Genomic DNA, 19,917 nt, shown 5'->3' on the forward strand with positions numbered 1-19,917 from the left:
TTTCAACGGGCGCGCCCGCATCAGGCGCGCCCTTTTTCTTGGCTCCGTCTGTTTTTTGGAGCCCTGCGCTGGCCGCACTGTTCATGAACCACATCCGCAATTTCTCCATCATCGCGCACATCGACCACGGCAAGTCCACCCTGGCCGATCGCCTCATTCAGCGCTGCGGCGGTCTGGCCGATCGCGAAATGAGCGAACAGGTGCTGGACTCCATGGACATCGAGAAAGAGCGCGGCATCACCATCAAGGCTCAGACCGCAGCGCTGCACTACACCGCCCGTGACGGTCAGGTCTACAACCTCAACCTCATCGACACACCCGGCCACGTGGACTTTTCGTATGAAGTCAGCCGCTCTTTGTCGGCGTGCGAGGGCGCGTTGCTGGTGGTGGATGCCAGCCAGGGGGTGGAAGCCCAGACCGTGGCCAACTGCTACACCGCACTGGACCTGGGTGTGGAAGTGCTGCCGGTGCTCAACAAGATGGACCTGCCCCAGGCCGATCCGGACAACGCCAAGCAAGAGATTGAAGACGTGATCGGCATCGACGCCACCGATGCCGTGCCGTGCTCTGCCAAGACCGGCATGGGTGTGGACGACATCCTGGAGCTGGTGGTGGCCAAGGTGCCCGCACCGCGTGGCAACCCCACGGGGCCGCTGCGCGCCATGATCATCGACAGCTGGTTCGACGCCTATGTGGGCGTGGTGATGCTGGTGCGCGTGGTTGACGGGCAACTGAACCGCGGTGACCGCATCAAGCTCATGGCCACCGAGGCGCTGTACAACGCCGAGAAACTCGGTGTTTTTACCCCCCACAACGTACCTCGCGATGCCTTGAAGGCGGGCGAGGTGGGTTATGTGATTGCGGGCATCAAGGAGCTGAAAGCCGCCAAGGTGGGTGACACCATCACCACCATCAAGACCTCCAGCGGTGCCAACCTGGCGTTTGCCACCGCGCCGCTGCCGGGCTTCAAGGAAGTCAAGCCGCAGGTGTTCGCTGGTTTGTACCCGTCCGAAGCCAGCGAGTACGACCAACTGCGCGACGCGCTGGAAAAGCTGCAGCTCAACGACTCGGCTTTGCAGTACGAGCCCGAGGTGTCCCAAGCCCTGGGCTTTGGCTTCCGTTGCGGCTTTCTGGGCTTGCTGCACATGGAAATCGTGCAGGAGCGCCTGGAACGCGAGTTCGACCAGGACCTGATCACCACCGCACCCAGCGTGGTGTATGAGGTGGTCAAGGGGGATGGCGAAGTCATCCAGGTGGAAAACCCCTCCAAAATGCCGGAGGTGGGGCGCATCCAGGAAATCCGCGAACCCATCGTGACCGTGCACCTGTACATGCCGCAGGAGTATGTGGGTCCGGTGATGACACTGGCCAACGTCAAGCGCGGTCAGCAACTCAACATGGCCTACCACGGCAAACAGGTCATGCTGACCTACGACATGCCGCTGGGCGAAATCGTGCTCGACTTCTTCGACAAGCTCAAGTCGGTCAGCCGGGGTTATGCCTCCATGGACTACGAGTTCAAGGAGTACCGGGCGTCCGATGTGGTCAAGGTGGACATGCTGCTCAACGGCGAAAAGGTTGATGCGCTGTCCATCATCGTGCACCGCACCCAGGCCCAGTACCGGGGGCGTGCGGTGGCGGCCAAGATGCGGGAAATCATCAGCCGTCAGCAGTTCGATGTGGCCATTCAGGCCGCCATCGGCGGCAATGTCATTGCCCGCGAAACCATCAAGGCGCTGCGCAAAAACGTGCTGGCAAAATGCTACGGCGGCGACATCACCCGCAAGCGCAAGCTGCTGGAAAAGCAGAAAGCGGGTAAGAAGCGCATGAAACAGATCGGATCGGTGGAGGTGCCGCAAGAAGCCTTCCTGGCCATTTTGCAGGTGGAAGACTGATGAACGAGAACGCGGTGTCCACGCTGACCGGGGTCATCCTGGCTGCGTTTGGTGGCTACATGGTGGCTTGGTATCTGGGGCAGGTGGAAGGCAACTTTGCCCTCATGCTTTTGCTGGCCACCTTGGTGACCGGGGTGTACTGGTTGGCCGAGAGGTTTCATTTCTTGCCGCAACGGCAGCGGTCGGTTCAGGAGGCCGAAGCGCAAGCCGAGCAACGCTTGGCGCAGTTGAAAGCCCAGGGCATTGCCCAAGTGGATGGCGGCCTCAGCGCCGACGCCCGCGAACGCATGTTGCGCCAGCCTTGGTGGCTGGATTGGACCGCCGGCCTGTTTCCGGTGATCGCGGTGGTGTTTGTGCTGCGCTCGTTCCTGTTCGAGCCCTTCAAGATTCCTTCCGGCTCCATGATTCCCACGTTGCTGGTGGGCGATTTGATCTTGGTGAACAAATTCCACTATGGGGTGCGTTTGCCGGTCATCCACACCAAGATCATTGCCAATCACGAGCCTGAGCGCGGGGATGTGATGGTGTTCCGTTATCCCCCTCAACCCAGCCTGGACTACATCAAACGTGTGATCGGGGTGCCCGGGGATGAGGTGGCCTACCTCAACAAAAAACTCACCATCAACGGTCAGCCCGTGCCCAAGGTCGCGCAGCCGGATTTTTTTGACCCGGACAGCATGCGCTATGGCAAGCAGTACCAGGAGCAGCAAAACGGCAAGACCTACAACACGCTCAACGACGACGACCGTCCGGCCTTTGTGCCCGGTGCCAGTGATTTCCTGTACAAAGACCACTGTCGTTACAGCGTGGAAGGTGTGGTGTGCAAGGTGCCACCTGGCCACTACTTCATGATGGGTGACAACCGCGACAACTCGCTGGATTCTCGGTATTGGGGTTTTGTGCCGGAGCAGAACATCGTGGGCAAGGCGTTTTTTGTGTGGATGAACTTCGGCAACATCAAGCGCATTGGCAGCTTTGAGTGAACGTGTTGATCAATCAGGGTTGCCGTGCATGGGTCAATCAGGAGGCAGTTTCATGAAACAACGTCAACGGGGCATGACCTTCATCGGTTTGCTGTTTGTCGGCAGCGTGGTGGCATTTTTGGGCATTGTCTTGGTGCAAGCGGTGCCCACTTACATCGAGTACATGACCATTGTCAAAGCGGTCAAAAAGGCGGCCAATGGGGCCACCACGGTGCAAGACGTGCGCATCAGTTTTGACAAAACCACCTCCATTGACCAGATCAGCAGCATCACCGGCAAAGACCTGGAGGTGACCAAGGAAAACGACAAGGTGGTGGTGTCGTTTGCCTATCAGCGTGAAATTCACCTGGGCGGGCCGGCTTACCTGGTCATGAAGTACCAGGGCAGCTCTCGGTGACCCCTGCTGCCGAGACGCTTCAGCGCCGACTGGGGCACCGATTTGCCCAGCCGTCTTTGCTGGAGCGGGCGTTGACACACCGCAGTTTCAGCGCAGACCACAACGAGCGGCTGGAATTCCTGGGTGATTCAGTGCTCAACCTGGCGGTGTCTCGCCAGTTGTACGAACGCCTGTCGGCAGCCCCAGAGGGTGACCTGTCTCGCACCCGGGCCAACCTGGTCAAGCAGGACACGCTGCACGCGCTGGCCATGCGACTGGGCTTGGCCGACGCGCTGATGCTGGGCGAGGGTGAGTTGCGCACCGGCGGGCGCCAACGTCCCTCCATCCTGGCCGACGCTTTGGAAGCCGTTTTTGGCGCCGTGTATTTGGACGCTGGGTTCGACACCGCCTGCGCCCTGGTGCAGCGCTTGTTTCAGGACATTCCGCTCCAGGCCGCACAGGGTGCCATGGCCAAGGATGCCAAGACCGAATTGCAAGAGTGGCTGCAAGGCCGCAAGCACCCGGTGCCCGCCTACCAGGTGGTGGGGGTGACCGGGGCTGCCCATCAACAACTGTTCAACGTGGTGTGTGATGTGCCCGCACTGTCGCTGACTGCACCGGGCCAAGGCCCTTCTCGTCGAGCAGCCGAGCAGGCTGCGGCCGCGGCCATGCTCGCCCAACTGAAAAACCGGAACCGTTCATGACCCGTCGCCCAGCTTCGCCTGCTCAACCCGCACCCGCGGCCGTGGACCCCCATCTGGAGGCGCTGCTGGCCAAGGCCTTGCGTCGGCCCGCACCGTCGGCAGGTACCGAGGTGGCGCCCGAGCTGCCGGACGTGCCGCCCGAGCAGCAGCACTGCGGTCTGGTGGCCATTGTGGGCAAACCCAACGTGGGCAAGTCCACCTTGCTCAACGCCCTGGTGGGGCAGAAGGTGTCCATCACCTCGCGCAAGGCCCAGACCACGCGCCACCGCATCACTGGGCTGCGCACGCAGGGGGAAAGCCAATTCGTGTTTGTGGACACCCCGGGTTTCCAGACCCGGCATGGCAACGCCCTCAACCGCTCGCTCAACAAAACCGTGCTGGGCGCGGTGACCGACGTGGACCTGGTGCTGTTTGTGGTGGAGGCGGGGCGTTTCCAACCTGCCGACGCCACGGTGCTGGGCCTGCTGCCCGAAGGCAAGCCGGTGATTCTCCTGGCCAACAAGTTCGACCTCATCCACCGCCGGGCCGAGTTGGCCCCGTGGCTGCAGGAGATGCAAGGCAAACACCCGTTTGCCGAAATCGTGCCCCTGTCGGCCAACAGCAAACGCGACGTGGAGCGCCTGCTGGCCGTCTGTGCCAAGTACCTGCCCCAACAGCCCTGGATGTATGGGGCCGACGAACTGACCGACCGCAGCGAGCGGTTTTTGGCCAGCGAAATCGTGCGTGAAAAGCTGTTCCGCTTGACCGGCGACGAGTTGCCCTACACCTCCACCGTGGTGATTGACAAGTTCGAGGAAGAGGGCGGGCTGCGCCGCATCGCCGCCACCATCGTGGTGGAACGCGAGGGCCACAAGGGCATGGTCATTGGCGAGGGCGGCGAAAAGCTCAAACGCATCGGCTCCGAGGCGCGGGTGGAGCTGGAAAAACTGCTCGACGCCAAGGTGTTCCTCGAACTGTGGGTCAAGGTCCGCTCCGGTTGGGCCGACGACGATGCCCGGGTGCGCTCGTTTGGCTACGAGTGAGGCGTGCCGCTGTCGCGTGACCCCGCCCCGTTGGTGAGCTGAGTGTGGCCTCACCCACCCGTTACACCGACGAACCGGCCTTTGTGCTGCACCGCCACGACTGGAGCGAGAGCAGTCTGATCCTGGACGTGTTCACCCGCCACATGGGCCGCGTGGCCTTGGTGGCCAAGGGGGCCAAGCGGCCCACCTCGCAGTTGCGCCCGGTGCTGTTGCCCTTGCAGCCGCTGCTGTTGGCCTGGTCGGGCGACGGCGAGGTGCGCACCCTCAAGACCGCTCACTGGCGTGGCGGGCATGTGATGCCGGTGGGCGAGTCGCTCCTGTCGGGCATCTACCTCAATGAAATGCTGCTCAAGCTGCTGGCCCGGGACGATCCCCACCCCGTGTTGTTCGATGCCTACACCCAGGCCGTGGCCCGTCTGGCCGAATCGCCTGAACCCTGGCCGGGCGTGCTGCGCGCTTTTGAGCTGACCCTGTTGCGCGAGGCGGGCTTTTTGCCCTCCCTGGCCGTTGAAGGCCACACCCTGGAGCCCTTGGTGCCGGGGCACCGCTACGGTTTGGAGGCCGACCATGGCCTGGTGGCGACCGGAGCCGCGTGGGATGGCGTCGAGCGGCCCTCGTTGCTGGCTGAGCAATGGCAGGCGTTGCAACAGGCGCTGGACCAGCGTCAACCGTTCAATGCCCTGTTGCAGGTGCTCGAAACCGGCATACCCGCGGCGCTGCAAACGGTGTTGCGGGGCATGCTGCACTACCATAGTGGCGTTCGAGTTTTCAAAACCCGCCAGATGATGCGCGACGTGCACACCCTGGCCCGCCGCTGACCCCAGCGGCCCTTTGCTTCCATGGCCACCATGACCTCCCACACCGCGGGCCGTTGCGCCCTGTCCGTCAACCTCAACAAGGTTGCCACCGTGCGCAACACCCGGCACCTGGGCATCCCCAGCCTGACCCGGGCCGCCACCTTGTGCCTGCAAGCGGGGGCCGCGGGCATCACCGTGCACCCCAGGCCGGACGAGCGCCACATCCGTGCCCATGACGTGCACGACCTGTCCGCCCTGCTGCAAGGCTGGCCGGGCCGCGAATACAACATCGAGGGCAACCCCCTGCACAACCTGCTGGGTTTTGTGGAGGCGGTGCGCCCGGCGCAGGCCACCTTCGTGCCCGACGCCGAGGGCCAGTTCACCAGCGACCACGGCTGGCAGTTTCCGCAAGACCTGGAGCGGCTGGCACCCCTGGTGGCGCAGGCCAAGGCGGCCGGGGCCCGCGTCAGCCTGTTCATGGACCCGGTGCCCGAACACATGGCCTGGGCGCGCAAGGTGGGCGCCGACCGGGTGGAGCTGTACACCGAGCCCTATGCCGCCGCCTTTGCGCGGGGCCAGGCCGCCGAGGAACTGCCCCGCTACCGCGATGCCGCTGTGGCCGCGCAAGAGGCGGGCCTGGGGGTGAACGCGGGGCACGACCTCAACCTGGACAACCTGGGCCCCTTCCTCCGCGCCGTGCCCGGCGTGGCCGAGGTGTCCATTGGCCATGCCCTGTTGGCCGACGCGTTGGAACTGGGTTACGGCGGCGCGGTTCAAGCTTATTTGGCAGTCATCGCTTCTTCTTATTGAAGTCTTTGCTATAGTTTTTGGAATGATCTTCGGCATTGGCACCGACCTGTGTGACGCCCGGCGTGTGGCCGAGGCGCTGGCACGCCACGGTGACCGCTTTGCCGAGCGCATCCTGTCCCCTGGTGAGCTGTCCATTTGGCGTGCCCGCCGCGAGCGCAGTGCCCAACGGGGCTTGACTTACCTGGCCACCCGTTTTGCCGCCAAGGAAGCGTTCAGCAAGGCGGTGGGGCTGGGCATGCGCATGCCCATGAGCTGGCGGCGTTGCGAGGTGGTCAACCACCCCAGTGGGCAACCGGCCCTGGCGCTGCACGACGACTTGAAAACCTGGTTCGACCAACGGGGCCTGCGGGCCCACCTCACCCTCACGGACGAGGGTGACATCACCGCGGCTTTTGTGGTGGTGGAACAGAAAGATTCCCCATGACCTCCCATCCCGCCCCTGTGGTGCTGGACATCGCCGGCACATCGCTCACCAAGGCCGACAAGCGCCGGTTGCAACATCCGCTGACCGGCGGCCTCATCCTGTTTGCCCGCAACTTCGAGAGCCGCGAGCAACTCACCCGCCTGTGCCGCAAGATCAAGAAGGCCCGGCCCGACATCCTCATTGCCGTGGACCATGAGGGCGGGCGCGTGCAGCGCTTCAAGACCGACGGCTTCACCCATCTGCCCCCCATGCGAGCCCTGGGCCGACTGTGGGAGGCCGAAGCGCCCGCTGAGGCCTCGACCGCTCACCGCCTCAGCCCGCACCTGCACGCCACCAATGTGGCCAGTGCCTGTGGGTTTGTGTTGGGTGCCGAGCTGCGGGCCTGTGGTGTGGACCTGAGCTTCGCCCCCGTGCTGGACCTGGACCATGGCGGCAGCACCGTCATTGGCGACCGGGCCTTTGCCCGCGACCCCCGGGTGGTCAGCATGCTGGCCAAAAGCCTGGCGCTGGGCCTGCTGCAAAGCGGCATGGCGCACTGCGGCAAGCATTTCCCTGGGCATGGCTTTGTGCAGGCCGATTCGCACCTGGCCATTCCGGTGGATGAGCGCCCGTTGGAGGCGCTGATGGCCGACGACGCCGCACCCTACGCCTGGCTGTCGTCCAGCCTGACGGCGGTGATGCCCGCCCACGTCATCTACCCCCAGGTGGACAGCCGTCCGGCCGGGTTTTCGCCACGCTGGTTGCAGGACATCCTGCGGGGCCAACTGGGCTTCCAAGGGGCGGTGTTCAGCGACGACCTCAGCATGGCCGCGGCCCGCGTCATCAACGGCCAACCCGTCAGCTACACCACCGCGGCGTTGGCAGCGCTGGAGGCGGGGTGCGACCTGGTGCTGCTGTGCAACCAGTCGCTGGAAGGGGGTGGCGAAGCGGTGGATGAACTGCTCAGCGGCCTGAGCGAAGCCATCGTCAAAGGGCGATGGACCCCCAGCGACGCCAGCGAGGAGCGCCGCCAGGCCCTGCTGCCCCGCACGCCAGCCCAACCGTGGGACAGGCTGATGACCGATCCGCGCTACATGCACGCGCTCGATCTGGTGACCACCTGCTGATGCGGAGGGTGAGGTGGCCACGGTCAACACGTTATGGATCGACACACAGCAGCTGCGGGCGGGCTTGCATGTGTACCTGGACCTGAGCTGGTTTGACCACCCGTTTCCCTTCAGCCACTTCAAGATCACGTCCGACGACCAGATTCGCACCCTCCGGTCGCTCGGGTTGACACGGATTCGATACAGCCCCGAACTGAGTGACGAGCCCGTGGCCTTGGCCGTGGCGGCCCGCCCTGCCGCGCCCCCCGTGTCCGAGGCCGCCGCTCCTGCGCCTCCCGAGGCGGCCTCGCCCATGATGAAGGCCAAGGAGGCCATGGTTCAGCGGGCGCGTGAGCGTCGACTGGCCGCCGAACGGGTGGAAAAAGCGTTCGTGGCCACCGCGCGCACCTTGAAGGAGCTTCAGCGCAACATGTTCAGCCGCCCCGCCGAGGCGCTGGCGGTCACCCAGGGGCTGGTGTCGGACATCGCCGACGCCATCCTCACCGCGCCCGAGATGGCCATTCAGGTGATGGCCGAGAAGCCGGGCGGCGAAGAGCTTTACCTGCATTCACTCAACGTGGCCACGCTGTCGCTGATGGTGGCGCGCGACCTGAAACTGCCTCGGACGGTGGCCGAGGCCCTGGGGGTGGGGGCGTTGCTGCACGACATGGGCGAGCACGAGGTGCCCGACCGCATCCTGCACAAACGCACGCCGATGACCCCCGCGGAGCGCCATTTCTTTGAGCAACACCCGGTGTATGGTGTGGCCATGGCGCAAAAGCTCAACCTGGCCCCCATGGTCTTGGCCGTGATTGGGCAGCACCACGAATTTTTTGATGGGTCGGGCTACCCCGCCGGGCTCAAGGGTGAGCAGATCGAACTGCTGGCACGCATCGTGGTCATCACCAACCATTTTGACGAGCTGTGCAACCCCGCGTCGATCGACGATGCCATGACGCCGCACGAGGCCCTGGCCCTCATGTTTGCGCGGCAGCAGGCCAAGTTCGATCCGCGCCTGCTCAAGGTGTTCATCCGCTGCATGGGGGTGTACCCGCCGGGCAGCATTGTTCAGTTGTCCAATGGCGCCCTGGGCATCGTGTCGTCGGTCAACACCGACCACCCCATGCGTCCGGTGGTGCTGATTTACGACGAAAGCGTGCCCCCTGAGGCCGGATTGATGATCGAGCTGGAGGCCGAACCCAGCTTGAACATCAGCAAGGCCATCCGTCCCGCCCAGTTGCCTCGGGAAGTGCTGAAATACCTCAGCCCCCGCATGCACCTGAGCTACTACTTCGACACCTCGCCATCCTCTTCCGGCAAACCCTCGCCATGACGGCCGTTCCAGACCTGTCCGCCAACGCACCGGCGCCTCCGCTGACCTTGGTGGTGGACGGTGCGTCTTTGTGTGTGACCCTGGCCAGCCACGACACCGCACGTGTACTGGGCCACCCCTTGTCGGTGTTGGTGGGCATGCCCATCACCGAGATTGAATGCGCCTTGCAAGGGGTGTTCTTCTGGGAAGAGGTGAAGGCCGGTCGCCCCCAGGGGGTGTTGCAGCAGGAGGACCTGTACCGTTGTGCCGACGGTCGTTTGATCGAGGTGGTCAAGACCGTCACCCCCCTGGTGCAGGGCGACCACGCCGCGTCGTCCTACCTCATCGTGGCCGCCGCCAGCGATGCTTCCCGCGAGGTGCATGACGTGCTGGCGCAGACCTTGTCACGCCTGCGCGCCACGCTGGAAGCCACCAGCAACGGCATCATGGTGCTGGATTGGAACGGTCAGATCGGCAGCATGAACCGCCGTTTTGGCCAGATGTGGGGTGTCCCTGAGACCCTGCTGAACCGACAGGACGACGCCCAAATCGTGGCCCACCTGGTGGGGGCCGTGCAGGAATCTGCGCTGATGCATGCCCGCTTGAGCGCGGTGGCCGATCCGGGAAGCACCGAAGACGTGGTGCACCACCGCGACGGGCGGATTTTCGAGTTCAGTGCTCACCCCCAGTACATGGACGAGCAGATCGTGGGCCGCGTGTTCAGTGTGCAGGACATCACGCAGCGCACCCACGATGCCGAGGCCCTGCGGGCCTCGCGCGACGAGTTGGAGCGGCGTGTGCGGGAGCGCACCGCCGATCTGGAGCAACTCAACCTGACCCTCAACGCCGAGAAGGAGCGTCTGGCCCGCCTGGTGCGCGAGCTGGAAGCGGCCCAAGCCCAGTTGATGCAGTCCGAACGCATGGCCTCCATCGGCCAGCTGGCGGCCGGGGTGGCCCATGAAATCAACAACCCGGTGGGGTTTGTGTACTCCAACCTGGGCACGCTGAAAACCTACGTCCACAGCCTGTTGCAGCTGCTGTCGGCGTACGAACAGGTGGCCCCCCAGTTGCCCGACGTGGCCCGCCAAACCGTGGAGCGGGTGAGCCAAGAGGCCGACCTGGCCTACCTGCGCGAAGACGTGGGTTCGTTGTTGACCGAATCGCTGGAGGGTTTGCAGCGCGTCACCCGCATCGTGCAGGACCTGAAGAATTTCTCCCACCCCACCGAGAGCGAAAACCAGCTGGCCGACCTGGAGCAGGGCTTGGAGAGCACCTTGCGCGTGGTCTGGAACGAGCTGAAGTACAAAACCCAGGTGGTGCGCGAGTTTGCCGGTCTGCCCAAGGTCATGTGCCGCCCATTCCAGCTCAACCAGGTGTTCATGAACCTGCTGGTCAACGCGTCGCAAGCCATCGAGACGCAGGGCACCATCTGGGTCCGCACCGGGTTTGACGCGCAATGGTTGTGGGTGGAGGTGCAGGACACGGGCAAGGGCATCCCCGAAGAGCACCTGGCCCGCATTTTTGACCCCTTCTTCACCACCAAGCCCGTGGGCAAAGGCACGGGCTTGGGCTTGTCGCTGGCCTATGGCATTGTGCAAAAGCACGGGGGGCGCATCGACGTGTCCAGCGTGGTGGGGCAGGGCAGCACGTTCCGGGTGTGGATTCCGCGGGATCCCTCGGTCGGTGTGGTGGTGGGCTGAGGGGCTCAAGCGCAATCGCCCCAAAACGGTCAAACTGCCTCTTTTTCACAGATGAACGTTTGACCTCCATGGCTCCATTGAACCGTCGCCGTTTTTTGCAAACCTCTGCCGTCGGCACGACGGCCCTGGGTTCGGCCTGTGCCGATCAGGGTGCGGATCGGCAGCTGTCGTTCACCACCTTGGCGACCGCCTTGCAAGAGGCGAGCCGTCTGGCCGGGGCCACCAGCCTGGAATCGTCCGCCCAGTGGTCCCTGGGGGGCACGCTGGCTCACTGTGCCCAGAGCATCGAGTTTTCCATGCAGGGCTTTCCGCAGTCAAAACCCGCGTGGTTTCAGCACACCCTGGGGGCAGGGGCCTATCAGGTGTTTGCCTGGCGGGGGCGGATGACGCACGACTTGGCCGAACCCATTCCTGGTGCACCGGCGATTCCGGACACCGTGCCTGTCGCCGAGGCCTTGGCCCGCTTGCAGCAGGCGGCAGCGGCATTCCTGGCCTGGCAAGGGCCGCTGAAGCCCCACTTTGCCTACGGCCTGCTCGACCCATCAGCCTACGAGCAGGCCCATGCCATGCACATCGCCAACCACCTGTCTCACTTCAACCTGAAGGCCTGAGAGGCGTCTCACCCCGCCTCGCCCCGCATTTGCAAGCCGGTCAGCGTGCACTGTCGATGCGCATCTTGTCCAGCAGGTCGCTCACCAGTTCCAGCCGCAGCAGGGGCGAGTCCAGGGACATCAGCCGGTGCTTGAGGTCGTTGGGCAGGGGCAGCAGCTCACACCAGCGGTTGGCCACCCACCCCGCATCGTGCCAGGCGTAGGGCGGTTGCACTGGCAAACGGCTGGGGTCTCCGCCCTGGGTGGTGAGGGAGTGCAACACCTGCTGCAGGCTGTGCACGGTGCCCGACAGGTCGTCGGTCACGGGGGTGGGCAGGTCATCGGCCAGCATGTCCACGTCGGCCACCCACAGGCTCTGGGGCAGCTTCTGGGCATGGGTCACCCGGAAGCGTTGCTGTCCCCGGCAGGTGATGTGCAACAGGCCTGGCTGGGGTTGTTCGAGTTGCTCGATCCGTGCCAAGGTGCCCACAGGCTGAAAGGTTTCCGTGCCAGGGGTTGCCGCCGAGGCCACTTCCTGCCCTTGGGTCAGGCACACTACCCCAAAAGGGGCCTGCGCCCGATGGCAGCGCTTGACCATGTCCAGGTAGCGCACCTCAAAAATGCGCAGCGGCAACCACCCCCCCGGGAACAGCACGGTCTGCAAGGGGAACAATGGCAGCTGGCGCAGGGTGAGTGGGGTGGTCAATTGAGTGAAAAAAGTGCCTCTACCGCTTTCACTGTATAGGCTTTAAGCTATTAAATCAGGAGTTTACGGCGTCGGCGCTTTGCCGTTGCAGCATGGCCAGGGTGTTGGCCACCGTGCTGCGCAGTTCGCGGCGGTCGCAGATGAAGTCCACGGCCCCCTTGCTTTGCAGGAATTCGGCGCGTTGGAAGCCCTCGGGCAGCTTGACGCGCACGGTGTTTTCGATCACGCGCGGGCCGGCAAAGCCGATCAGCGCCTTGGGTTCGGCAATCACCACATCGCCCACAAAGGCAAACCCGGCGCTCACACCGCCCATGGTGGGGTCGGTCAGCACGCTGATGTAGGGCAGGCCCTTCTTGGCCAGCCGCGTCAGGGCGGCATTGGTCTTGGCCATTTGCATCAGGCTCAGCAGGCCTTCCTGCATGCGGGCGCCGCCGGTGGCGGTGAAGCAGATGAAGGGCACTTTTTGCTCGATGGCGGTTTCCACGCCCCGCACAAAACGCTCCCCCACCACGCTGCCCATGCTGCCGCCCATGAAGTCGAACTCGAAGCAGGCCACCACCACGTCAATGGACATGACCGAGCCACCCATGACGATGAGCGCGTCGGTCTCGCCCGTGCTCTCCAGGGCTTCCTTCAGGCGTTCGGGGTATTTGCGGCTGTCCTTGAACTTCAGGGCGTCCACGGGCAGCACTTCCTGCCCCAGTTCGTAGCGGCCCTGGCCGTCCAGAAAGGCGTCCAGCCGGGCGCGCGCGCCAATGCGGTGGTGGTGGCTGCAATGCGGGCAGACGTTCTGGTTCTTTTCCAGGTCGGTCTTGTACAGCACGGCCTCGCAACTGGGGCACTTGATCCAAAGCCCCTCGGGCACGCTGCGGCGCTCGGTGGGGTTGGTGGGGCTGATCTTGGGTGGCAGCAGCTTTTCAAGCCAGGACATGGGTGTTGCTCCTTGCGTGAAAGTCGGCGGCACACAAGGCCCCCGACTCGAAAGACAGGCCCCCGCAGGGGCCCTGGTTCGCGACGTGTGGCCGCCCGGGGCAACCACGCAATGCGGCGGATTATGCGCTCAAGCCTGGTCCAGGGCCGTGCGCACCCCGGACAGGAACTCCGCGGCCACGGCCGCCACCCGCTCGCGCGGCTGGCCTTCCAGCAGTTGGATGATTTTGGTGCCGATCACCACCGCATCGGCCACTTGGCCAATGGCGCGTGCCGTGGCGGCGTCGCGGATGCCGAAGCCCACGCCCACCGGCACGTTGACGTGCTGGCGGATGCGGGGCACGGCGGCTTCTACGGCCGCGGTGTCCAGGTGCCCGGCCCCGGTCACGCCCTTGAGGGACACGTAGTACACATAACCGCTGGCCATGCGGCCCACCTGGGCCATGCGCTCGGGCGTGGAGGTGGGGGCCAGCAAAAAGATGAGGTCCAGCCCCGCGGCCTTGAGGGCGGCGGCAAAGTCCTCGGCTTCCTCTGGTGGGTAGTCAACGATCAACACGCCATCCACCCCAGACGCCGCCGCATCACGCACAAACGCCCCCGCGCCGTGTTTCAGGTCGTAGGCTTCCACCGGGTTGGCGTAGCCCATCAGCACCACGGGGGTGGTGGTGTCGGCTTGGCGGAACGTGGCCACCATGGCCAGCACCTGCGCCATGCCAATGCCTTGGCTCAGGGCCTTTTCGCCCGCCTTCTGGATGACCGGGCCGTCGGCCATGGGGTCGGAGAAGGGCACACCCAGCTCGATGATGTCGCTGCCTGCGGCCACCATGGCGTGCATCAGCTCGGGCGTCACGTCGGCATAGGGGAAACCGGCGGTGACGTAGGGAATCAGCGCCTTGCGCCCTTGGGCCTTCAGTGCGGCCAGTTTGGAGGGGATGCGGCTCATTTCACCACCTTGATGGATTGTTCCAGGCCGCCCTTGACGGACTGGCCGCGGCAACTGGGTCGGCAATAGAAGTCGGCCTGGGACAGGTCGGCCACGGTGCCAATGTCCTTGTCTCCCCGGCCCGACAGGTTGACCAGGATGGTCTGGTCCGGGCGCAGGGTCTTGGCGAGCTTGACCGCATGGGCCACCGCATGGCTGGATTCCAGCGCGGGGATGATGCCTTCGGTGCGGCACAGGTAGTGGAAGGCGTCCAGCGCCTCGGCGTCGGTGATGCCCACGTACTCGGCCCGGCCAATGTCCTTCAGGAAGGCGTGTTCCGGACCCACGCCCGGATAGTCCAGCCCGGCGCTGATGCTGTGGGTCTCGGTGATCTGGCCATCGGCGTTTTGCAGCACGTAGGTGCGGTTGCCGTGCAGCACCCCGGGGCTGCCTTTTTGCAACGAGGCCGAGTGTTTGTCGGTGTCCATGCCTTCACCGGCGGCTTCCACGCCGATCAGGCGGGTGTGCTCGTAGGGAATGTAGGGGTGGAAGATGCCCATGGCGTTGCTGCCGCCGCCCACACAGGCCACCACGGCGTCGGGTTGGAGCCCGTCGGCGGTGCCGGGCAGGCCCAGCTCGGCCATCATCTCGGGCATTTGCTTCAGGCATTCGTTGCCGATCACGCTCTGGAAGTCCCGCACCATCATGGGGTAGGGGTGCGGGCCTGCGACGGTGCCGATGATGTAGAAGGTGTTTTCCACATTCGTAACCCAGTCGCGCATGGCCTCGTTCAGCGCGTCTTTCAGCGTTTTGCTGCCGCTTTCCACGGGCACCACGGTCGCGCCCAGCAGCTTCATGCGGTAGACGTTGGGGCTTTGGCGTTTCACGTCCTCAGCCCCCATGTACACCACACACTCCAGCCCGTAACGGGCGCAGATGGTGGCCGTGGCCACGCCGTGTTGGCCGGCGCCGGTTTCGGCAATCACGCGGGGCTTGCCCATGCGCTTGGCCAGCATGGCCTGGCCGATCACGTTGTTGATCTTGTGGGCACCGGTGTGGTTGAGGTCTTCGCGCTTGAGGAAGATCTGCGCCCCGCCTTGTTCGCGGCTGGTGCGGGCGGCGTGGTAGATGGGCGAGGGGCGGCCCACGAAGTGCGCCAGCTCGTTGCGGAATTCGGCCAGGAATTCGGGGTCGTGCTGGTACTTGGCGTAGGCGTCGCGAAGCTCGGCAATGGCGTGTGTCAGGGTTTCGCTGGCGAAGCTGCCGCCGTAAATGCCGAAGTGGCCTTTGGCGTCGGGTTGTTGGTAGTCGTACATGGTGAAAACGTGTTCTGCTGTGAGGTGGAGGCCTTCCGCAGGGCCCGACCCCAGTGACCGTGGCGGTCAGGTCGGCGCGGATAGGCTGGCATTCAATGCCGCATCGGCTGCCCGGACGGCGGCCACGAAGCGGCGCATTTTTTCAGGGTCTTTGCGGCCCTTGATGGGCTTGCCGTCGGGACCGTCTCGTTCGACACCGGAACTGATGTCAACGGCCCAGGGGCGCACTTGCACAATGCCATCGGTCACGTTTGCAGGCGTGAGTCCACCAGACAAAACGAGGCGAGAGCTGACGTTTGGTGGAAGCCGTGACCAATTGAATGCCGTCCAGTCGAAGGTTTGACCGCCACCCCCGTATCCGTCCACCAAGGCGTCGAGCAAGATGCCTTGGGCGCTGGCGTGGCGTTGTGCGTATTCTAGAAGGTCGAAACCGGGTGCGCCTGGGCCCATGGGCACCCGTGCGGCACGCAGGTGACGCAGCCCCAGCGTTTCGCTGAACTGAGCGGGCTCGTCGCCATGCAGCTGCACCAATGCGGCACCCACTTCAGCCACCGTGGCGCGAATGACCGCGGGCGATTCGTTCACGAACAGGCACACCGGTGTCACAAACGGGGGCAGGCGACGGGCCAGTTCGGCCGCACGGGCGGCGTTCACATGGCGCGGGCTTTTGGCGTACAGCACAAAGCCAATGGCGTCTGCGCCAGCGGCCACGGCAGCGTCCACATCGACCTCTTGGGTGAGGCCGCAGATCTTGATGCGGGTGCGGTGATGAGCTGTCATGGTGAGGCGGAAAGACGGTCAGCGCCCGGGCAACCAATCGAAGGTGGGGGCGTGGTCCGCCAACCCCCACTCGGCGGCGTAGGTGGGTCCCAGGAAGTACAGACCGTGTGGTGAGAACGTGGGGGCGGCCATCTCCCGGGAGCGTGCGGCCAGCACTTCGTCCATCCACGACACAGGGCGTGAACCCTGGCCGATCATGATGAGGCAGCCCATGATGTTGCGGATCATGTGGTGCAGGAAGGCACTGGCTTCGAAGTCAAAGCGCCAGTAGGCACCGCGGCGTGATATGTCCAGCTTCAGCAGCGTCTTGACGGGCGTGTGGGCCTGGCACTGAGCCGCCCTGAACGACGAGAAATCGTGTTCACCCAGCAGCGTTTGGGCCGCGGCCTGCATGGTCTCCAGTGCCAGCGGACGGAACACCCAGCCCACACGTCCCGCATCCAGGCTGGGGCGGACAGGCGCTTCCAGCAGGATGTAGGCGTAACGCCGGGTGAGCGCACTGGCGCGTGCATGGAACTGCTCGGGCACCTCGCGAGCCCACTGCACGGCGATGTCAGGTGGCAAGAAACGGTTGGTGCCACGCACCCAAGAGGTGTCATCCCGGGCAATGGGGGTGTCGAAATGGGCCACCTGCATCAACCCGTGAACACCCGCATCGGTGCGCCCGGCGCACATCAGCTTGGGGCGGTCGTCCTGGGCGGTGAACAGGCCCAGGGCCTGTTCCACCTGATCCTGAACCGTGTTGCCACTCGGCTGGCTTTGCCAGCCGTCGTAGGGCGTTCCGCTGTAGCTGATGCCGAGTGCGATGCGCAAAGGGTTGTCCGACGCTGAAGACGAGGGTCAACCCAGGTCGGACAGGAATGCCGTGGCCTTGTCCTTGAGGCGACCCGTGGCTTGTTCCTGGACTTCCTCGGCCAACGAACGTGCACCTTCCATGTCGCCAATGGCCAGGAACTCGGCTGCCAAGGACAGCTTGGTTTCCAGCGGATCACCTTCAGGAATGTCTTCCAGCGGGGACACCGAGTCGCCCGGGTTCACCCCCAAGTCCAGGTCGTCCATGTTGAACGCCATCAGGTTGTCGTCGGGTGCAGGGGCCGGGGGCTCAATGCGTGCCGTCTGCTCCAGCGGGGACGGCGTGGGGGCTTCGACGGGCATGTCGAAGTCCAGCGACAGGTCGTCCAGCGAGATCTCCGCGGGCGGCTCCACCGGTGTGGGCGTCGGCTCTGCAGAAACCGAGGGCAGGTCCAGCGACAGGTCGTCAGCGTTCAATTCGAACGAGGGTGGAGGCGAGGGCTCCATGGCCACTGGCGGGGGCGCAGGCTCAAAGTCCAGCGAGGGCTCTGGGGTGGACTGCGCCGACGGTGCCTCGTCCAGTGAGAAGTCCAGGTCCAGGTCGATGTGGGAGGAGTCGGTCGCGTCGTCTTCTGGCGGCGGAGTGTTATCCAGCGGCACAAACGGCTGGGTGTTGGCCATGCCCGGAGGCTCGGGTTGGAAGCCCGTGGGCGTGTCTTGCAACGACGCAGGCTTGCCGCCGGGTTGGTACAGGGGGTTGGGTGGGTCCAGTTCCTGTCCCATGGTGCAGGCATGCTCCCATTCCGAGCCTTGGCCGCCGGTGAGGGCATAGACTTCGCAGGCCAGGATTTCAAAGGCTTTCGCATCTCGCCGCTTGGCGTAGATTTCCAGCATCTTGGCGTGAATGGCCACACGTTTGGGGTTGATGCGCAGGGCTTCTTTCAGGATTTCCTCGGCCTGCAGGTCTCGGCCATAGGCCAGGTAGACATCGGCCTCGGCCACTGGGTCCACGTCTCCGCCCGCATCCAACTGGCTGGGCGAATACATCATGGACGACCCTGTGGCCGCCGCTTCTGCGGTGTCCACGCTCTGCCCACCACTCGACCCAAAGAAGGAGTCGGGTTGCAGCTTGCTCTCAAGGTAGGAGCTGTCCACGTTGGAGTTCTTGCGGCCTTGACGCCACCGATAGCCGACCCAGCCCAACAGCCCGGCCACCACCAGACCCGCCGCCGGCAGGGTGAGCGGGTTGTCCAGCAACTCGGACATCAAGTCGGGTTCAGCGGCGGTGGGCGTGGGGGCCGGTGGGTTGGCCGGTGCGGGGGGCGCTGCGGCAGGCGTCGCCTCGGCGGTCGGCTGCTGTGCAGCGGCAGGGGCTGGAGCTTCGGCCGGCGCAGGGGCTGGCGGTGGTGGTGCCTCAGCAGGGGTCGGAGCCGCAGCGGGAGCGGGAGCAGGAGCGGGAGCAGGAGCAGGAGCAGGAGCGGGAGCAGGAGCAGGAGCAGGAGCCGGGGCCGGAGGTGCGACGGGAGCGGGTGCAGGTGCAGGTGCTGCCGAGATCTTGTTCAGATCGGCCAGGTTGCGTTTCAGTTCGGCTTCACGGGCTGCATTGGCCTGGGCCTGGCGGGCTTGGGCAATCTGTTCTTCGTTCTTGGCAGCCTCTTTGGAGGCTGCGGCACCCTTGGTCAGCTTGAGTTGGTCGGCGGGCTGTGCGGAAGGCTTGGTCTCCGTCACTTCGGCTTGGATCTTGCCGCTGGCCTTTCGCTGTCCATCGTCTGTGGGGGTCGCGGGTGCGGCCGCCACGCTGCGGGCCAGGCGCTGGCGGAACTGACCAAAGTCTTTGCTTTGCGCCTGGATGGTTCGCCGAGCTTCGTCGGCGTCGGTCTGGTTGGCGGTGGCTTCGTCAGGCATGTCGATGACAGCGCCGGTCCGAACCCGGTTCACGTTGCCACCAATGAACGCATCCGGGTTGTGGCGAAGCATGGCCACCAACATTTGGTCCAACGTCACACCGGCCGGTTTGTTGGCGCTGGCGATTCGGCCTGCGGTGTCCCCTGCTTGCACGGTGACCGATGTGTTTTTGGTTGCTGGGGCCGCGGCGGCTTTTGTGGTGGCCGTTGCCTTGTTTTTGGCGGCAGCAGTCTTGCGATCCGCTTTGGTCGATCCGCCGGACGCAGGGGGCGGTGTCACCGCTTCGACGCTGGGCGTCACCGTGGCCGCAGGTGCAGGCGTGGGTGCCGGGACGGGGGTTGCCGAGGCAGAGGGGGCCACCGAAGGCACCACCACGGGGGTGGCAGGGGCTGGGGTGGCCGCCCTCATGTTGGGGGGATCAAACAGCATCGTGTAATCCCGCACGATGCGTCCCGCGGACCAGCTGGCTTCCAGGATGAGGTCCACGTAGGGTTCGTTGACGGTGCGCCCACCTTGGATGCGCAGGTAGCTGCGCCCGTCTGCACGGCGCATCAGTCGGATGTCTGCACCCGCAAGTGCGGCGTTGAAGTCGGCCCCTGCACTGCGATACGCATCGGGGGAAGCCGTCACCACCTTCAAGGAGCTGGCTTCGGCTTCGGTGATCTGAGGAACATCGATTTCGGCCACCAGGGGTTCACCCAGCGCAGAAAGCACGTTCAGTTTGCCCAAGGACAGTGCATGGGCCGGGGTGCTGCACCACGCGGCGGTCATCACGGCCACGGCAACCGCCACTGCCCGTGCACGCAGGCCATGACCATTGCCGGAGAGGGACCTGGGCAGATGAAGGTGGGAAGAAGCGGTAGCGAAA

Annotated in this window: 19 protein-coding genes; 12 read left to right on the forward strand and 7 right to left on the reverse strand. The window is 64.7% G+C overall.

All coding sequences use genetic code 11. From position 1 onward, the window contains the following. Nucleotides 1-83: 83 nt before the first annotated feature. The 12 genes from lepA (at nucleotide 84) to ACYVB7_RS18785 (ending at nucleotide 11,719) form a co-directional block, all read left to right on the forward strand. Nucleotides 84-1,895 (forward strand): translation elongation factor 4, encoded by a 1,812-nt coding sequence (gene lepA, locus ACYVB7_RS18730; protein ID WP_460510299.1) that lies wholly within the window; start codon nucleotides 84-86, stop codon nucleotides 1,893-1,895. After that, on the forward strand, nucleotides 1,895-2,878 hold the full coding sequence (gene lepB / locus ACYVB7_RS18735) for a S26 family signal peptidase (RefSeq protein WP_460510301.1): 984 nt from the start codon (nucleotides 1,895-1,897) through the stop codon (nucleotides 2,876-2,878). Before lepA ends, lepB begins: the two co-directional genes overlap by 1 nt. Before the next feature lie 52 nt (nucleotides 2,879-2,930). Then, nucleotides 2,931-3,275 (forward strand): DUF4845 domain-containing protein, encoded by a 345-nt coding sequence (locus ACYVB7_RS18740; RefSeq protein ID WP_460510303.1) that lies wholly within the window; start codon nucleotides 2,931-2,933, stop codon nucleotides 3,273-3,275. Continuing rightward, entirely contained in the window at nucleotides 3,272-3,958 is a 687-nt protein-coding gene (gene rnc / locus ACYVB7_RS18745) for a ribonuclease III family protein (protein WP_460510305.1), read from the forward strand. Before ACYVB7_RS18740 ends, rnc begins: the two co-directional genes overlap by 4 nt. Continuing rightward, nucleotides 3,955-4,980 carry a GTPase Era gene (gene era / locus ACYVB7_RS18750; protein ID WP_460510307.1) on the forward strand — a complete coding sequence of 342 codons (1,026 nt, stop codon included), beginning with the start codon at nucleotides 3,955-3,957 and terminating at the stop codon, nucleotides 4,978-4,980. The genes rnc and era overlap by 4 nt, the downstream gene beginning before the upstream one ends. Before the next feature lie 44 nt (nucleotides 4,981-5,024). Next, on the forward strand, nucleotides 5,025-5,798 hold the full coding sequence (recO, locus tag ACYVB7_RS18755) for a DNA repair protein RecO (RefSeq protein WP_460510309.1): 774 nt from the start codon (nucleotides 5,025-5,027) through the stop codon (nucleotides 5,796-5,798). Between the two features lie 21 nt (nucleotides 5,799-5,819). Further along, nucleotides 5,820-6,587, forward strand: coding sequence for a pyridoxine 5'-phosphate synthase (locus ACYVB7_RS18760; RefSeq protein WP_460510311.1), 768 nt, complete (start codon nucleotides 5,820-5,822; stop codon nucleotides 6,585-6,587). 22 nt (nucleotides 6,588-6,609) lie between these two features. Beyond that, the gene (acpS, locus tag ACYVB7_RS18765) at nucleotides 6,610-7,011 is read left to right on the forward strand and encodes a holo-ACP synthase (protein WP_460510313.1); all 402 of its coding nucleotides are present in this window, start codon (nucleotides 6,610-6,612) and stop codon (nucleotides 7,009-7,011) included. Continuing rightward, the gene (gene nagZ, locus ACYVB7_RS18770; RefSeq protein WP_460510315.1) at nucleotides 7,008-8,117 is read left to right on the forward strand and encodes a beta-hexosaminidase; all 1,110 of its coding nucleotides are present in this window, start codon (nucleotides 7,008-7,010) and stop codon (nucleotides 8,115-8,117) included. The genes acpS and nagZ overlap by 4 nt, the downstream gene beginning before the upstream one ends. 13 nt (nucleotides 8,118-8,130) lie before the next feature. Beyond that, the gene (locus ACYVB7_RS18775) at nucleotides 8,131-9,429 is read left to right on the forward strand and encodes an HD-GYP domain-containing protein (protein ID WP_460510317.1); all 1,299 of its coding nucleotides are present in this window, start codon (nucleotides 8,131-8,133) and stop codon (nucleotides 9,427-9,429) included. Beyond that, the gene (locus tag ACYVB7_RS18780; RefSeq protein WP_460510319.1) at nucleotides 9,426-11,108 is read left to right on the forward strand and encodes an ATP-binding protein; all 1,683 of its coding nucleotides are present in this window, start codon (nucleotides 9,426-9,428) and stop codon (nucleotides 11,106-11,108) included. The genes ACYVB7_RS18775 and ACYVB7_RS18780 overlap by 4 nt, the downstream gene beginning before the upstream one ends. Before the next feature lie 68 nt (nucleotides 11,109-11,176). Beyond that, nucleotides 11,177-11,719 (forward strand): DUF1569 domain-containing protein, encoded by a 543-nt coding sequence (locus ACYVB7_RS18785; protein WP_460510321.1) that lies wholly within the window; start codon nucleotides 11,177-11,179, stop codon nucleotides 11,717-11,719. Nucleotides 11,720-11,759: 40 nt separating this feature from the next. Here the strand turns inward: ACYVB7_RS18785 and ACYVB7_RS18790 are convergent, their stop codons facing one another. The 7 genes from ACYVB7_RS18790 to ACYVB7_RS18820 all read right to left on the reverse strand — a co-directional run bounded on the left by ACYVB7_RS18790 (nucleotide 11,760) and on the right by ACYVB7_RS18820 (nucleotide 19,820). After that, complete coding sequence (locus tag ACYVB7_RS18790; RefSeq protein ID WP_460510323.1) at nucleotides 11,760-12,404, reverse strand: LON peptidase substrate-binding domain-containing protein; 645 nt, start codon at nucleotides 12,402-12,404, stop codon at nucleotides 11,760-11,762. A 55-nt stretch (nucleotides 12,405-12,459) separates the two neighbouring features. Next, nucleotides 12,460-13,335 carry an acetyl-CoA carboxylase carboxyltransferase subunit beta gene (gene accD / locus ACYVB7_RS18795; RefSeq protein ID WP_460510325.1) on the reverse strand — a complete coding sequence of 292 codons (876 nt, stop codon included), beginning with the start codon at nucleotides 13,333-13,335 and terminating at the stop codon, nucleotides 12,460-12,462. Nucleotides 13,336-13,464: 129 nt separating this feature from the next. Continuing rightward, nucleotides 13,465-14,277 (reverse strand): tryptophan synthase subunit alpha, encoded by an 813-nt coding sequence (gene trpA / locus ACYVB7_RS18800; RefSeq protein ID WP_460510327.1) that lies wholly within the window; start codon nucleotides 14,275-14,277, stop codon nucleotides 13,465-13,467. Further along, nucleotides 14,274-15,572, reverse strand: coding sequence for a tryptophan synthase subunit beta (gene trpB / locus ACYVB7_RS18805; RefSeq protein ID WP_460510329.1), 1,299 nt, complete (start codon nucleotides 15,570-15,572; stop codon nucleotides 14,274-14,276). Before trpB ends, trpA begins: the two co-directional genes overlap by 4 nt. A 66-nt stretch (nucleotides 15,573-15,638) precedes the next feature. Next, the gene (locus ACYVB7_RS18810) at nucleotides 15,639-16,352 is read right to left on the reverse strand and encodes a phosphoribosylanthranilate isomerase (RefSeq protein WP_460510331.1); all 714 of its coding nucleotides are present in this window, start codon (nucleotides 16,350-16,352) and stop codon (nucleotides 15,639-15,641) included. Between the two features lie 18 nt (nucleotides 16,353-16,370). After that, nucleotides 16,371-17,165, reverse strand: a complete 795-nt coding sequence (truA, locus tag ACYVB7_RS18815) for a tRNA pseudouridine synthase A (protein WP_460510333.1) — start codon at nucleotides 17,163-17,165, stop codon at nucleotides 16,371-16,373. Between the two features lie 27 nt (nucleotides 17,166-17,192). Continuing rightward, nucleotides 17,193-19,820, reverse strand: coding sequence for a FimV/HubP family polar landmark protein (locus tag ACYVB7_RS18820; protein WP_460510395.1), 2,628 nt, complete (start codon nucleotides 19,818-19,820; stop codon nucleotides 17,193-17,195). Nucleotides 19,821-19,917 lie beyond the last annotated feature (97 nt).

This window comes from Hydrogenophaga soli (assembly GCF_054777695.1).

Coding starts and splice junctions, on each gene's coding strand:
- ACYVB7_RS18810 (WP_460510331.1), bottom strand. CDS start 16,352: ATGACAGCTCATCACCGCACCCGCATCAAGATCTGCGGCCTCACCCAA.
- lepA (WP_460510299.1), top strand. CDS start 84: ATGAACCACATCCGCAATTTCTCCATCATCGCGCACATCGACCACGGC.
- lepB (WP_460510301.1), top strand. CDS start 1,895: ATGAACGAGAACGCGGTGTCCACGCTGACCGGGGTCATCCTGGCTGCG.
- ACYVB7_RS18780 (WP_460510319.1), top strand. CDS start 9,426: ATGACGGCCGTTCCAGACCTGTCCGCCAACGCACCGGCGCCTCCGCTG.
- accD (WP_460510325.1), bottom strand. CDS start 13,335: ATGTCCTGGCTTGAAAAGCTGCTGCCACCCAAGATCAGCCCCACCAAC.
- trpA (WP_460510327.1), bottom strand. CDS start 14,277: ATGAGCCGCATCCCCTCCAAACTGGCCGCACTGAAGGCCCAAGGGCGC.
- era (WP_460510307.1), top strand. CDS start 3,955: ATGACCCGTCGCCCAGCTTCGCCTGCTCAACCCGCACCCGCGGCCGTG.
- ACYVB7_RS18740 (WP_460510303.1), top strand. CDS start 2,931: ATGAAACAACGTCAACGGGGCATGACCTTCATCGGTTTGCTGTTTGTC.
- nagZ (WP_460510315.1), top strand. CDS start 7,008: ATGACCTCCCATCCCGCCCCTGTGGTGCTGGACATCGCCGGCACATCG.
- ACYVB7_RS18760 (WP_460510311.1), top strand. CDS start 5,820: ATGGCCACCATGACCTCCCACACCGCGGGCCGTTGCGCCCTGTCCGTC.
- acpS (WP_460510313.1), top strand. CDS start 6,610: ATGATCTTCGGCATTGGCACCGACCTGTGTGACGCCCGGCGTGTGGCC.
- ACYVB7_RS18785 (WP_460510321.1), top strand. CDS start 11,177: ATGGCTCCATTGAACCGTCGCCGTTTTTTGCAAACCTCTGCCGTCGGC.
- trpB (WP_460510329.1), bottom strand. CDS start 15,572: ATGTACGACTACCAACAACCCGACGCCAAAGGCCACTTCGGCATTTAC.
- ACYVB7_RS18820 (WP_460510395.1), bottom strand. CDS start 19,820: ATGACCGCCGCGTGGTGCAGCACCCCGGCCCATGCACTGTCCTTGGGC.